The organism is Bremerella sp. P1, from assembly GCF_028748185.1.
Classification (GTDB): Bacteria; Planctomycetota; Planctomycetia; order Pirellulales; family Pirellulaceae; genus Bremerella.
Genome location: NZ_CP118164.1, coordinates 4,777,110 through 4,792,079, shown reverse-complemented (window position 1 = coordinate 4,792,079; position 14,970 = coordinate 4,777,110). Strand labels below are relative to the sequence as shown.

General features: G+C 54.4%; 11 protein-coding genes. 7 read left to right on the top strand and 4 right to left on the bottom strand.

Translation table 11 applies throughout. The features are described 5' to 3' along the window. Positions 1-5 precede the first annotated feature (5 nt). Positions 6-1,349 (top strand): S41 family peptidase, encoded by a 1,344-nt coding sequence (locus tag PSR63_RS20105; protein WP_274327468.1) that lies wholly within the window; start codon positions 6-8, stop codon positions 1,347-1,349. A 16-nt stretch (positions 1,350-1,365) separates the two neighbouring features. Next, on the top strand, positions 1,366-2,388 hold the full coding sequence (gene tsaD, locus PSR63_RS20100; RefSeq protein ID WP_274327467.1) for a tRNA (adenosine(37)-N6)-threonylcarbamoyltransferase complex transferase subunit TsaD: 1,023 nt from the start codon (positions 1,366-1,368) through the stop codon (positions 2,386-2,388). Between the two features lie 83 nt (positions 2,389-2,471). Here the strand turns inward: tsaD and PSR63_RS20095 are convergent, their stop codons facing one another. Beyond that, positions 2,472-6,389, bottom strand: a complete 3,918-nt coding sequence (locus PSR63_RS20095; RefSeq protein WP_274327466.1) for a hypothetical protein — start codon at positions 6,387-6,389, stop codon at positions 2,472-2,474. A 363-nt stretch (positions 6,390-6,752) separates the two neighbouring features. Continuing rightward, positions 6,753-7,637 (bottom strand): hypothetical protein, encoded by an 885-nt coding sequence (locus tag PSR63_RS20090; RefSeq protein ID WP_274327465.1) that lies wholly within the window; start codon positions 7,635-7,637, stop codon positions 6,753-6,755. A 330-nt stretch (positions 7,638-7,967) separates the two neighbouring features. On the opposite strand from PSR63_RS20090, the gene PSR63_RS20085 reads away from it, so the two are divergent. From PSR63_RS20085 to PSR63_RS20065, 5 genes are all read left to right on the top strand, one after another. Next, positions 7,968-9,902, top strand: a complete 1,935-nt coding sequence (locus tag PSR63_RS20085; RefSeq protein ID WP_274327464.1) for an SLC13 family permease — start codon at positions 7,968-7,970, stop codon at positions 9,900-9,902. Positions 9,903-10,442: 540 nt separating this feature from the next. Beyond that, complete coding sequence (locus PSR63_RS20080) at positions 10,443-11,402, top strand: DUF1559 domain-containing protein (protein WP_274327463.1); 960 nt, start codon at positions 10,443-10,445, stop codon at positions 11,400-11,402. A gap of 93 nt (positions 11,403-11,495) precedes the next feature. Beyond that, on the top strand, positions 11,496-11,879 hold the full coding sequence (locus tag PSR63_RS20075) for a hypothetical protein (RefSeq protein ID WP_274327462.1): 384 nt from the start codon (positions 11,496-11,498) through the stop codon (positions 11,877-11,879). Positions 11,880-12,231: 352 nt separating this feature from the next. Further along, on the top strand, positions 12,232-13,143 hold the full coding sequence (locus PSR63_RS20070; protein WP_274327461.1) for a DUF1559 domain-containing protein: 912 nt from the start codon (positions 12,232-12,234) through the stop codon (positions 13,141-13,143). 47 nt (positions 13,144-13,190) lie between these two features. Further along, positions 13,191-13,616 carry a carboxypeptidase-like regulatory domain-containing protein gene (locus tag PSR63_RS20065; RefSeq protein WP_274327460.1) on the top strand — a complete coding sequence of 142 codons (426 nt, stop codon included), beginning with the start codon at positions 13,191-13,193 and terminating at the stop codon, positions 13,614-13,616. Here PSR63_RS20065 and PSR63_RS20060 read toward each other — a convergent pair. Both PSR63_RS20060 and PSR63_RS20055 read right to left on the bottom strand, forming a co-directional pair. Continuing rightward, entirely contained in the window at positions 13,613-14,044 is a 432-nt protein-coding gene (locus tag PSR63_RS20060) for a VOC family protein (protein ID WP_274327459.1), read from the bottom strand. The two genes, PSR63_RS20065 and PSR63_RS20060, sit on opposite strands and share 4 nt — an antisense overlap. A gap of 21 nt (positions 14,045-14,065) precedes the next feature. Next, a complete protein-coding gene (locus PSR63_RS20055) occupies positions 14,066-14,962 on the bottom strand; it encodes an ion transporter (protein ID WP_274327458.1) in 897 nt (298 codons plus the stop codon). Positions 14,963-14,970: the final 8 nt, after the last annotated feature.

The following is a 14,970-nucleotide window of genomic DNA, read 5'->3' as shown; positions in this document are numbered from 1 at the left end:
ATTCCATGCCGTGGAACTACCGCTTCCTGTTCGTTCTGATTCTTACTCTTGGAACGTCCAACTTCGCATCCGCTGTGGAAGTCGCGAAGACTGAAGACCCAACCGATCCCGAAAATGTCTACGCCAACGTCGACGAAGAATACGTCGAGCTGATTCAGCTGTTCGCGGACACGCTTGACCAGGTCGATCGGAATTACGTCAAAGACGTAGATCGCCGAGAGTTGATGGAGGCAGCCATCCGGGGAGTGATCTCCAAGCTGGACCCCTATTCCAATTACATCGCCCCGGAAGATCTCGAACGCTTTAAGACCGGCGTGGAAAGTGAATTCGGCGGTATCGGCATTCAAATTTCAACACGGGACGGGCAATTGGTGGTGACCAGTCCTCTGTTTGGTACACCGGCCTACGAGGCCGGGATTATTGCCGGCGATCGCATCACCCACATTGAAGGGGAAGAGACCAAGGGTCTTTCAATTGACGATGCCATCAAGAAGCTGAAAGGCCCGGTCGGCACCGAAGTTACGATGACGGTCTATCACCCGAGCACCTTCAGCAGTGAAAAAGTCAATGTCCGCCGCGAAATGGTCCAGATCGAAACGGTCCTGGGTGACGAACGGCTGGAAGGCGGCAACTGGGACTTCATGTTCGATCACGCCGACAAGATCGGGTACGTGCGGGTCTCGGCGTTCAGCCGGCACACCGCCGACGATTTGCATCAGGCAATCACCCGACTGTTAGACGACGGCATGAAGGGGCTTGTGCTTGATCTTCGATCGAATCCTGGTGGTCTTCTCACTTCTGCGGTTGAGATCTGCGACATGTTTATCGACGAAGGCAAGATCGTCAGCACCGAAGGACGTAATTCACCGAAACGGGTCTGGACCGCTGAGAAGGACGGGACACTGCCTGACTTCCCCATGGTCGTTCTGATCGACCACTACAGCGCTAGTGCCAGCGAGATACTCTCGGCCTGCCTACAAGACCACGATCGAGCAACGATTATCGGCGAACGCAGTTGGGGCAAGGGCAGCGTTCAGAACATCATCGAGCTAGAGGAAGGCAAGAGCGCCTTAAAGCTTACAACTGCTGGATACCAGCGCCCCAGCGGCGAGAAGATCCACCGCTTTGAAGGGGATACCGAAAGCGACAAGTGGGGCGTTTCCCCCGACGATGGCATGGACGTGAAGATGAGCCGAGAACAGAAAGTGGCCTACCATACCTACCGTCGACTGCGAGATCAGGATACGATCATTCCACACCCGCCTGCCCCACAACCGGAACTTTCTGAAATCGACCCGGTGTTAAGCAAAGGGCTCGAACACCTGAAGGCGGCGATTTCTTCTTCCTGAACCGCACGCCCAAGCGATGAAAATTCTGACGATTGAATCGACCTGCGACGAGACTGCCGCAGCCGTTATCACCGACGATCTACAGGTCCTGTCCTCGGTCGTAGCTTCGCAGGATGAGCTTCATCAGAGGTTTGCCGGTGTCGTTCCGGAGATCGCCGCCAGGGCCCATCTGGAACGATGCTTGCCCGTCATTGACGAGGCAATTCGGAAAGCCGATATCGAGCTGACGGATATCGATGCCATTGCCGTCGCCAACATGCCAGGGCTCGCAGGCTCGCTTCTCGTAGGCGTTACCGCGGCTAAAACCTTGGCTTGGCTACTGGGCAAGCCGCTGATCGGCATTAACCACCTGCAGGGGCATATCTATGCTTGCCAGGTTGCTTTCCAAAAGCCAATTTTTCCCTGCATCGGGCTGATCATTAGTGGTGGTCACTCGACGATCTACCACTGCAAGAGTCCGTTCGACTTCCAGCCCCTTGGCGGCACCATCGACGACGCTGCAGGCGAATCGTTCGACAAGGTCGCTTCCATGCTTGGTTTACCTTACCCAGGTGGACCCTCCCTTTCCAAGTGCGCTTTGAACGGTGACCCCAACGCCTACGCATTTCCCCGCCCGTTTCTCAAGGATTCGTCCAGACTCGACTTCAGCTTCAGTGGGCTAAAGACGGCAGTACGCTACGAAATTGCTGGCCCCGGAGCGGTTGACTTCAAATCGTTGGAGATCGGCGAACAACGTAAGGCCGATATTGCCGCCAGCTTCGAACAGGCGGTCGTCGATTGCCTGGTGGGGAAGACGATGCAGGCAATGAAGTCGACGGGAATTCAGCGGATCTGTGTCGGCGGAGGCGTGGCTGCCAATAAGCGATTCCGAGCTGCCCTGGAAGAAGAAGTCTCGGCAGCCGGCGGAGAGCTGCTAATCGCGCCGATGCACCTGTGCACGGATAACGCCGTCCTGGGCGCGATCGCGATAGAAAAAATAAAAGCCGGGCAGGTCGATGATCTCTCACTCGACGCGATACCCGGCTTGATTCGTAACTAATTAGTCGACGGTCGACTTCACCGTTTTGACGAAGAGCAACCAAAAGGTTCGGGCACGTTACCCCGAACCCGTAGGGCATTTCTTTAGAAGATGTTGCCCGTATTGCCGCCCGTATTCCCCATCGCACCGGTGTTCGTACCCTGGAACGTATACGAGATCACTTCACCGATCGACGAGAACAACGGCGTACCGTTGAATCGCACGTAACGACGGTCGGCCGAAACCACGGCGAATGCCGAGAAGTTCGTACCTTCGGGAAGCGTCGTGATCACCGGGCGATAACCAACCGAATTACGGACGCGGCGAACGAAATCGTTCGATCCGTCGTTCACATCAGCAACATATTCTTCGGATGCGGTTGAACCTTCGGCAGCATTGTTCAGCTTGGCTGCGACCAGCTCACGAGTCATTGCCGCTTGGGTTTCCACAGCGACCTGGACTTGTTGCTCGGACAGGCTCTCCTTACGACGGCCTTCCGGCACCGTGAACGTCACGAGGGCACCATCCTTGCCAAGCTCCAGTTGTTGACGCTCGTGGCGTTGGTCTTCCGTACCGTAGTTGGTGAACACGTCCACGGTGATCTTACCAGCAGTCACATCGCCCCAAATCTTACGAACCAGCATCTTGTAGTCACCCTTGAAACCCTTGGGGACAACATAGACTTCGTAGGCACCATCCGTACCAGCATCAGCCAGCGACGAGACGGCGTCCCCGAGGAAGATACCACCCGAGATGGTTCGCGGATTGTGCTGCGAACAGACGCTGCCGCTAGGCTCTTCCACGATCAAGTCGAGATCGGATTCACCCGACCAGGTCACTTTCACGATCGCATCGCGAACCAGTGCTTCTCGGATGTTTTCGCTGAACTTCTCAGCGACATCATTCTTCTTGTTGGCAAGCAACTGCTGAAGTTGTGCCTTGGCCGTATTGAAAGCTTCCTGACGGATATCAAGATGCTCCTTCGGCCATTCCTGTGAGAGAATCCCAATGCAGGCCCAGCGAATTGCTTCGTTATCTTCCAGACGCTTGGCAGCTTTCAAGCCCCAGGAATAAGGCTCTGGCCGGAGTGGTTCCATTTGAGCCACGTCTTGGTAGAGCTTCAAAGCTCGGGCATCCAAGTCCAATCGCGACATCAAAGAAGCGACGACAAGCATGTGGTTAGGACCGCTCGAGAAATCGATAGCACTCATCAGAGCACGTTCGATATCTTGCTTCGGAGCGTGATCCAGTTGCATTGCCAGGGCCATTGCCTCGTACATCCAAGGCTGAAGCTGACCATCACGCAAGGCGAGCTGAATGATTCCGGTAACGTCGCTGTAACGTTTCGAGGCCATCGCTCGACGAACTTCGCTTCGCACGGCGATTGCAGGAATCGTCACTTCCGAGTCAAAAGCTCGTTCCCAAGCCTGAAGACGAGTCTCGCCTTCGTTGACCTTGAGGATGAAAGCTTCTTCTTCAGCTTCAGCTGGCTTGGCCGAAACATCAGCAGCTGCTTCTTTGACGGCCTTAACGTCTTCAACCTTCGAGACGGCTTTTTCGTCAGCCACGGCAAACACGCCACCACCGTTGTTGAAACCTTGGCCACCGCCACCGAAACCGCCAGCACCTTGGTTACCCAGGGCACCACCGCCGTTGACGCCTTGACCACCGCCACCGAGCGTTCCGATCTGAGCCGAAACAGGCAGCACGAGGTCAGCCACTGGATACACTTTCGTGATCAGTTCGCTTTCGGCTTCTTCCGGAGTGGTAATCATCAGCACTTCGTTAGCAACGATGTAGGTCAGGTCCAGTTCTTTCAGCATCAGTCGCAGAGCGGAGCGAAGCGAGATACCTTCGATGTTGCGGGTCACTGGCGTATCGGTGGAAAGACCGACGTCTTCCAGTGCTCGGTTATCGATCTGAATTTCGATACCGTGCAACTGCTTCAGATAACCGACCACTTCTTCAAGCGGCGTATCGATGAACTGGATCTTGGTTTCAGCTTCCAACTGCTGGAAGATCTTTTGTTCGGCACTTCCCGTCGAAGCCAGGTCGACCGAACCATACTTCTCTTTGCGGTAGTAGATCTCTTCCCAGAATTCAGCATCTGGGTATACGATCGGCGGTTCGTCTGGGAATGCAACGTGCGATTTTTCGACTTCAAAGAGCGTGTCGACCATTCGCTGATAGCGAAGCTCTTTCAGGGCCATCATCGACCGATAGTTGCCAACAATGTCCGCAATTTCCACACCGGCGACAGCCGCCTGGTTGTAAGGATCCATCGCTCGGACTTCTTGAGCACTTACCAGTGCTTCGGTGTATTTGCCTTCGTCCATCAACGCATCGAACATTTCCATGATGACACGAGCTCGTTCTTCATCGCGAAGAAGTTGTTCGGTCAGGGCGATCCGTTCGCGTGCGATCGCTTCTCGTTCCGCTGCTTCGGCACGACGTGCTTCCACTTCCACTGCACGAGCAGACGACTCACGAATTGCGGCAATGATTTGATTACGCAGACGGGCACGAACATCGGCACTGAGATCAGGAGCACGTTCGACATTGTCAAGCAGTAGCTTCAAAGCGTCGCGAGTTCCCTCAGGGTCGGTGCTCATTTGACCACGAGCGGCGGCCAAACGATTGGTGACTTCCGCTTCGATGATACGAGCATTGCGGATCGTGTTCAGGTCGACTTCGTTCAGGAATTGACCGTCATCTTCGCCGAGCGTCAGAGGTGCGGCCGAGTCGCCGGAACCATCGTTCTGGAAAGCGACAAATTGAAACGGATTGCGACCGGTCGAGGCACCGCGATCAACGGGAGCCTTCTCCTCGGTTTTCGATTCTTCCTCGGCTTTAGCAGCAGCCTTGGCGACGGCTTGAGCTCGTGGATGCCCTGGATCGATTTCCAGTGCGGCTTTCGCCAGGCGGGCAGCTCCCACTTTGTCGCCGGCAGCCAGAGCTTGATTTGCCAACTTTGCGTATTGTTCGGCGGAAGCCATCAACACGCTGGCCGTTTCACGAAGACCAGCCGAACCAACCGTTGGCAAGTTCAGCCCATCGTCCTTACGAGCCACCTCAATCAGTTGTGGCAAGTAGGCTTGATCATCGTTGGTAGCCTCAGGTTCGGCAGCCCAGGTACGTGCGAAAGCACCACTACCTTTGACTGCCACGCTCACTTCGCCATCGGTGTCGAGCACACCAATGACGATCGAATCGCGGTCCGCACGCAGCGGCGGGAATTGCTTGGGAAAGACTTCCACGACATTGGCCGAGAACTTAGCCGAGGCCGGCCAAATCACGCGAGTCGTGGCGGCAGCAGCCAATTTCACGCCGGCGCCTTCGGCTGGCACTTCACGATTGTCGACTTCGACGATACCGCCGGCATGATTTGCCAAGGTCGCCAAGATTTCGATGTTACGTTCTGGTCCGATAGCCAGCGAGTTGAAAGCCACTTTGCTATCACGAAGCGTTGCGACGACTTCTTCAAACTCGGTTGGCGAAAGGAAATTCGCTTTGCTATTGCCATCGCCGATGTAGACGATCGAACGGTTTAGTTTGCCTGACTTCGTGAAGACCGAAACGGCGTCTTCAACTAGCGATGCGAGGTCCGTTGCGCCGAGGGGAGCACGCTTCTCCAACTTGGCAAACGCTTCCGAGATTTCGCTACCTTGCGGCGAAACGAAGGTCGTCGTCATCGGGACAGCCATGATATCGCCAGCGAATAGTTGAACGCGGCAATCCGATGGCAGGGCAGCCATCAAGGCCTTGGCCGTGGCGATCGAATCGGTTCGGTAAATACCTGCCTGGCTGGCAGAAGTGTCAACCATCACCACAACTTCGGATGGGCTGGCTTCGGGCTTCTCGTCCAAAGACACACTCATGGCGAAGTAGCGGGGCCCAGCAGCTTGCTGATAGGTTGCGACACGGGTGGCATCTTCCGCCGCGGCGGGAGCCACCATCAGTACGGCTAGCCCGATTGCCAAAAATGCCGAGAGACACTGCTCGAAGTGCTCACGCTTAGGCATAGTCGAAACTCCAAAAAAGAAATGGTGAGAAGTGTTGTTCGTAGCGACTCTGTTCCGAAATGGCCGCAGGTCAGCTGGATCTAAACGGGTATCCCGTCAGCCAAATCTATCCTGAAATAGCGTTGGCGCAAGGATTATGGCCCAGTCTGAACCCTAATTCTATTTCCCGCCTGCAAATACCGCCACCAAAAAACAGCGAATCCGCTTAAGTTTAGCTGGATTAACATTTTGGGAAAATAGATGAAACGGGTCGTTCCTGCAGGCATCCCCATATTGGGGTAAATTACTGTGCCGGAAACGGCAGCAAGGGAGCATTAACTCCCTTGCATACTACAACATAAACTACTTTCAGCAATTGACTTACTAAAATCGCAGCAAATCTTGCAGCTGCGAGACCCGATGCGCCGGTAGAAGCTCCGTTTTGCGGAGAGAAGCAATCGTGACCGGCTCGGTGATGGCAGCCCAATGCTGCTGGAAGGTCGATACCACGTCAGCCAAGGCGATCTCGCCAGATGCGATCACTCGAACTTGTTCCCGCACAAAGACTTGGAATGCTTCGGGGACAACCGGTTGGGCATTCTCTTCGGCCAACAGGACAGGATCGACTTTATTGGGAAGAATGTCGCTGTTTTCGTAAACGTAAACAACTGTCAGGTCGTCAGTTACGAACACGAACCAGTCATAGATTTCTGGCTCGAAGTAGTTATTGTACTCATCGTAACCGTAAGGATCGAGGGGAAACTCGGATTCATCCGACGCGATCAAAGCCATAACATCTTCGCCAGTATTAACTTGCGGCAAGTCATCCCATTGGATCTCTTGTTCCACGGCCAACTCCCCGTCCATGGAAACAATCGACGCAGCCTGAGGCTGTTCGCTTACCTTTTGTGCCGCGAATTCGGCTTTAATGATCGATCGCAAGTGAGCGTCGATTGAGTCCTGAAAATCGGCATAGATCGGGTTGGCCAGGAGGGATTCCCACTGCGAGATCATTTCGACCGCGAGTTCTCCCTGATTAACGGGCTCAGACTTTTCCGCGAACGTATGATCGCGCGCTACACTCCAGTCAATCGGCGGTCGCTTGAGAGCTTCCGCGATGCGAAACTCCACTTCGGGATGAAACTCAGGGGTAAGCTGAACGCTGACAACGTTCTTTGCATCGACGCAATGGTCAGCTCTCGCCTCGGAGCCCGCACAAAATCCCAATAAGAATAGAACGGCCAATCCGGCGAAAATGCGGCAAGTCATGTCTCTGTATCCTCCCAGAGTATTTTGAAAGAACGCGATTAGCAAAGTCAGGCAATCCTTGCCTCGCGTATTTGGTGGGTAGTTTAGCTAAACTAGGGTATCGACGAATTCAAAATGAACCCATTAGGCCCATTAGATAAGTCAGGAACTTTGAATAAACCGAGTGCCGTCACATTCCGCACCTTTTTTCACAGGGGATGCTCCCCCTCCTTGGTCGAAAAAACCTAAAGAAGCCCCACTACCGCCCGGCGGGTTCCTCCCGACAATAACAAATCGCACTCACTTCACCCCTTTGATGGACGGTTAGCGTCCGAACAACAACTCGCCGACATGGAATTCCTGCAAGCCGCCCATCCCTGGATTGCCATCGCCACCACCGTGGCGGTATTTCTGGGAATCCAATTTGCGCGACGTGTCCCAGTCGATTTGTTGTTCCTTTTGGCTCTCTGTTTCGTAACGCTATTCGGAGTAATTTCCCCTCAGACAGCCATCAGCGGCTTTGCCAGCCGGGCCGTGCTTGCCATCAGCGGTCTGTTGGTGGTCTCGGCGGGACTTCGAAAGACCGGCGTGCTTGATTGGATCGGCGCCAAAATCCTGGGACGCGCGACCAACGAACGCTCTGCCCTGCTCCGGCTTACAGGTCCGATCGTTATTTCGACCGCGTTCGTACTGAATACGGCCCTGGTCGCCATGATGATGCCGGTCATCCTGGACTGGTGCCGCCAAAGGAATCTGTCCCCTTCCAAACTGCTGCTTCCGCTGAGTTACCTGACCATTCTAGGAGGTGTCTGCACGCTCATCGGTACGAGCACGACATTGGTCGTAAATGAAAAGCTGCGCGACAGTGTTGCGATTGTTGAGAATGAAATTAACGAACTCGAGGCCAAGATCGCGGTGGCAACTCCGGATGAACTTCCCGGCCTGGAAGCGAGCCTGGTCAGCCGCCAAAAGATACTCCCCAACGTTCAACCGATGGGCTTCTTTGAAATCAGTTGGATCGGTATTCCTTGTGCCCTGATTGGCAGCGTGTACATGCTGATCCTTGGGCAACGGTTTCTGCCTGGCAAACGAGACATAATGGAACTGCTCGGAGACCAGCAGCGTGAGTATCTCGTCGAGATGATGGTCCAGCCCGACTGCCCGTTGATTAATCGAACCGTTGAAGCCGCCGGCCTTCGTAATCTACACGGACTCTTTCTGATCGAAATCGACCGCGATGGCGACATCATCACGCCGGTCACACCTCGCGACTTCGTCCGCGCAGGGGACCGACTCGTGTTTACTGGGCTGGTCAATACGATTGTCGACCTCGAGAAAATACCCGGGCTGATTCCCGCAGCAGACCGTACCTACGAGTTTCATCCGCAGTCGCGCGTCCAGCGTCACCTGACCGAGGTCGTCCTCAGTCCTTCATCACCCTTGATCGGCACGACGGTTCGGAAGGCCAATTTCCGCCAGCTCTATAACGCAGCCGTTGTCGCCGTGCATCGCAACGGACAGCGTTTGCCGAACAAGATTGGTAATATCGAACTCGAAGTAGGCGATACGCTGCTGCTGCAAACTCGCACGGACTTCATTGCCCAGCATCGAAACAATCGCGACTTCTACCTGGTCAGCAGTGTCGACGATGCCGAGCCGCGCCGTCACGATCGAGCCCTCATCTCCGGTGGGCTGATGATCTTGTTGATTCTATGGCTGTGTCTCACGTCGGTCTTTTCTGGGTTGGGATTTGCGGGCGGTTTGAGCAGTCCTGCGATCGCTGCCTTGACCGTTGCCGCTCTCATGATCCTAACCCAATGTCTTTCCGCCTCCGAAGCACGCAGTGCGCTCGACCTGCAGGTGATTGTGACGATTGCCGCAGCGTTGGGTTTGGGAAATGCACTTTGGGAAAGTGGTGCGGCTCAGATGATTGCAGAAGGCCTGGTCGCCGCTGTCGGTACCAATCCGTTCATCCTACTGATCGTCATCTATCTATTGACGGTCGTCTTTACCGAAACGATCACCAACACGGCCGTCGCTGCTCTGCTACTACCCATCGCGGTAGCCATTGCCCAGCAAGGCGACATGAGCCCACGACCATTCATCATGGCTATTGCCATCGGAGCGTCGATGGCGTTCCTTACTCCGATTGGGTATCAAACCAATCTCATGGTGATGGGCCCCGGCGGTTACACACCGCGCGACTACCTCAAGTCAGGTATTCCCCTGGCCATCCTGATTGCCGTTACGGCGATCGTCTTGATTCCGCGCATCTGGTCGTTCTAAAAATGCTTCGCTGGCCTGGCCGGTAATAAGCAAGAACAACGCGAACGATCCGCGATCTGTTCCGACCTGCAATACGACGAAAAAAAACCGAAAGAAGACGAAACTTTTTCGATTACGGTTTACCGAGATCAACTATCTGACTAACAGATGATCTCTCCAAAGTCGGCCCCAATTTGCTACGAAGCGGGATCCCAGCAGGATGTATGCTTTTGCGCCTAGTTTCCACGAGGCATCATCTCGGCCTATGGAACGCATGCCCCGATATCAGACATTCCAGGCATACTTCCTATGGGCGTAACTCAACAATACGGAAGAACCATAAACACAAGTTATTACATACTATCTCAACAACTCTTTAGCATCTCCTTGTCTTTGAGCCTGGACATCGCAAGCGCAAAATGATACTTATTACGGGGATGAGACGAGCTAATAGCGCACTATCTAGCATGACACCATCTTGATGGTGCGGATCGCCTCATTCTTATCATCTTTCTAAATCTGTGATTCCGTATGCTTCCGAGCTCTCGAAGGGGGTGCACCATGAAGAATTCTCGCTCGCGTCCAGGCTTTACTCTGGTCGAATTATTGGTCGTGATTGCCATTATCGGCGTGTTGATTGCACTTTTGTTGCCGGCAGTTCAACAGGCCCGTGAAGCTGCTCGTCGTAGCGAGTGCTCGAACAATCTGAAGCAAATCGGCCTGGCAAGCCACATGTTTCACGACACCTACACTAAGCTTCCGCCATTGGTGAACTGTCAGCAAGGCTATAGCGTTTGGGTGCATCTGATGCCGTTCGCGGAACAAAACGCCCAGTACGAATTGCTGCATGCGGTGAACACCGACGACTGGAAAGACGTGATTTTTGCGAACCTTACTCAGCAGCAGAAAGAAGGCGTCAGCTCCATCTCTTACATGACATGCCCTTCGCGACGAAGCGGTGTGCAAATGAAGGGATCGGGGAGCCAGCAGGGGCCATGGAGCGACTACGGCGCGGTGGGCTATGACTCGTCCAGCACCGTCTTCAACGCCTACCATAATCCCAATGACAGCTCACACGTGAACGACATCAAGAGCATTCTGCGTGTCGGTATTCCCACGAGCGCTGGTGATAACAACCCATGTGGTGAGGCCAATCCGCGTGACTCGTTCGCACGCGTGACTGACGGGCTGAGCAACACGTTGATGTTCGGTGAAAAGGGTATTGGTAAAGATCAGGTAGGCGTTTGCTGCGGTTCGTCCGGCGCTGACGGATCGTTCCTGTATTCATCAGACGGTTGGCGAGAGTTCTCCGTCGCCAGTTCCATTCGCCTGCGTTTAGGCCGAGGTCCCAATGACAACGCTCGACCTGACAACGGTCAGGGGCACGGTAGTTGGCATCCTGGCGTCACCCAGTTCGTCCTGGGCGACGGTTCGGTTCGTGCCATCTCGACCAACATTTCGCAAAGCACCCTGGAAAACCTGGGCAATGCGATGGATGGCAATGTCATTGGCGACTTCTAATCGCACCTTGCATCAAACGGCGGCGGAGCCTCCTCGAGCATGACTCCGCTGCATTACGACAACCACTAACAACATCATGCGAGGGCTCATCTAATGACTCGTTTAACGCTTCTTGCCCCGTGCCTACTACTGCTGGTCAGTGGTCTAGGGTGCGGTCAACAATCAGAAAACGCCGTCTTTGGAACGGTTGAATACTCTGATGGAACTCCCATGGCACAGGGCGAACTCATCTTCGACGACGGGCAGTATTCCGATATCGCGCCGATCGATACCGAAGGAAAATTCTCTGTGGAAAAAGGCCTACCGGCTGGTACGTACAAAGTGACGCTCGGCGGTGTGATGGAGCCCGACGAAAAAGGCAATTACTCGCCGATCGTGCACAAGCGTTATCTCGAATACAAGTCGACCGATTTGAACGTGACCGTGCCTCTTAAAGGCGAGCCGGTCAAGTTTGTTATCGATCGGCCGAAAAAGTGAGCTTAGTCCTCAAGAGACCCACAACCAGAGCATGGTCCTCACGGATTATGCTCTTTTTTTGTATCCCCTCGCCGTCTCCCGCCGTGCGCCTTGCCGTACCGGGCTCTATATTGAGCACCGTTGAAAACCGCTAAGGGGCTTCTTTCTTGCATGTGTTTTTAAAAGACGAATAAATCCGGATTTCTGCTGGTTGATATCGCGCGTATTTGCTACAAAAGAAGCATGGAAACACAGTGTTTTTGAGAATTAATACGTTTTATTTCCAGCCCCTTTTCCCTTAGCACCCGCGCCCCACCGCCTCTCATCATGCGCATTTGTGCTTTCGTTGACTCTTTCCTATTTGGATATCGCTATGACTCTGAATCGTAAACGCCCAGGCTTTACCCTGGTCGAACTATTGGTCGTGATCGCCATTATCGGTGTGCTCATTGCTCTGCTTCTACCGGCAGTCCAACAAGCACGTGAAGCCGCACGACGGATGTCTTGCTCAAACAATCAAAAGCAACTCGCATTGGCTCTGCACAACTATCACGACACGCACGGCAGCTTTCCGCCAATGATCGTGCGCGAAGACACCGCGACTGATCCAGCGTGGGCTTGGAGTGCATTGATTTTGCCGATGATCGAGCAGGGCAACATCTTCGACACACTTCAAGTTGGTAAACAGACACTCAAGGACGCCGCAGCCTCGACGCAGGGCCCGGAGATCCTCGGCCAGTCGCTCGAAGCATTTACCTGTCCTTCGGACGCACGCTCCAGCGATACTTCGCCACGAGCCGTATCGGGTGCCAATCTGGGCTTGTCGAGCTACCCTGGTGTCAACGGCACCGGCCCTCGGGTTTACTACTACGATGAAGGCCCGACTCCCTCCGCCTCCGGAATCTTTACCGACCGCGTGAAAGGGTATTCGTTCCGCGACATCACTGACGGTTCGTCCAATACGATGATGGTCGGCGAACGTCACTTCAAACTTCCGTTCAATACCAACACGACCTACACTCAGTGGGCCGGAACCACCAACGGCAACCAGGATAACAGTGGATACTACGGGTCTATGGAAGTCGCCGGGAGCACAGGCTACCCGCTCAATGAGCCGGAACCAACCAACTGGCAGTTCCGTCACTGGTTCAGCAGCCTTCACCCAGGCGGTGCCATGTTTGCTTTCGCGGACGGAAGCGTTCACTTTCTGCCGGAAACCATCGACCAGAATACCTACCAGAATCTCTCGAATCGTTTCGATGGCAAGACGATCGGCGAGTACTAATCGTCGGCAAGTAGGAGCCCTAAGAACCTCTATTCGGGAGAACTATCATGGTATGGCGATTGGCACTACTCGCCGCACTGACAACCACGCTTGGCTGCTTTAGCGGTCGTCCTGATCTGGATTTCGGCGACGTCCATGGCACGGTGATGCTGCAAGGTAAACCGCTTGCCGATGCCACGGTTCGCTTTCAGCCAGAGAGTGGTCGGCCTTCCTATGGCAAGACCAACGAGGCCGGTGAATACACATTGAACTTCATGGGCAAGGAATGGGGCGCTTTGGTCGGTAATCACCAAGTGGCGATCACGACCGAAGACCGCATTGAAAACCCGGAAACCGGCGAGTCGCGTTGGCAACCAGAAATCCTTCCGCCCAAATACAATACGCAGACGGAATTGGCTGCCGTAGTCGAACCAGGTGAGAACGAAGTTAACTTTATGCTCGACGAGATGAAAAAGGGGGCCAAGCGGCCTTAGGGAATCTTCAGACTGCCGTCTTCATTGAAGTCGAACGCACCGTAAGCCACTTCCCACAAATACCCGTCGAGATCGGAAAAATAGCCGGCGTAGCCACCCCAGAAGGTGTCCTGCGCCGGCTTTTCTACTTTGGCACCGGCTGCCTCGGCTTGCTTCAAGATGCGGTCGACGTCTTCTTTCTCGCGAACGTTGTGCGCCAGCGAGATTCCCGTGAACCGAGAACGCTGCTCACCAATCCAATCACCGCCGACATCCTCGGCCAGCTTATCGAGCGGATAAAGGGCCAGGCAGGTACCGGTTGTCCGAAAGAAGACCACCCCTTGGTCTCCTTGCCACGAGGTCGGCAGGCCCAGTCCGTCGCGATAAAACTCCAGCGACCGCTGCAGGTCTGTGACACCTAACGTAATGAGACTGACCCGTGGTTCCATGCTGATTCCTCGCGACAACGATTAAGGAGTTGCGCCGACTTCTTTCGACTCGTCGGTCGGTTCTTCTTCCGCTTCCAGTTGCTCCACTTCGGCCGCTTCGTCTTCGACATCGGACGTACCGGTATCCTTGAAGTGCTCTTCCAGTTCTTCTTGTTCTTCGCGAACTTTCTCGAATTCGTCCAAAGGATCGAATTCTGGATCTGCCGCTTCCTTGAATACCTGATCGAAGCTGCTCGTGATCGCACTGAAGCAGGCCATGAAGATCGCCAAACCTCCGATCATGAAGACCATAACAATGATCTTCCCCGGCGTCGATTGCGGCGACAGATCGCCGTAGCCAACGGTGGTCCCGGTTACTTCGAGAAACCAGGCCACGGTGAACAGGCTGCGAAACTCATCCTGATGCATCCCCTCGACTTCGTACAGTGCGAACATGGTGAACAGAATCATCATCAGCGTCGCCAGCATCAGCGGTCTCAGGTTCCAATACGAACGGTAGAAACCCAGAGCCATGAGTTGTAGTCCCCGCGAATAGCGGAAGAACTTCAACATTCGCAATACACGCAGTGTGCGGACCAATCGCAGGTAAGGATCGACCGCCGGAATAAAACCAATCCAAAAAGGAAGAATCGAGATCAGATCGACCACGCCAAGCGCGGTGAACGGATAAAAACCACGGCCTGAATTTCGCAGCAGGCGAACGATGTATTCGATGGTGAAGATCAGCGCGACGACGCGTTCAGACCAGAGAAAGTACGGCGGTGTATCGTAGCTGTCACTATCGGGATAGAACTGGCATTCGATTGCCAACATCACGACGCTGTACCACACCAACGGAACGACCAAGCGGTCGATCACATCGATCACTCTCTTGAGCAGCGGACTACGCCCGTCGACTTCCGGTGACTGGGAATTCATGCGGCCTC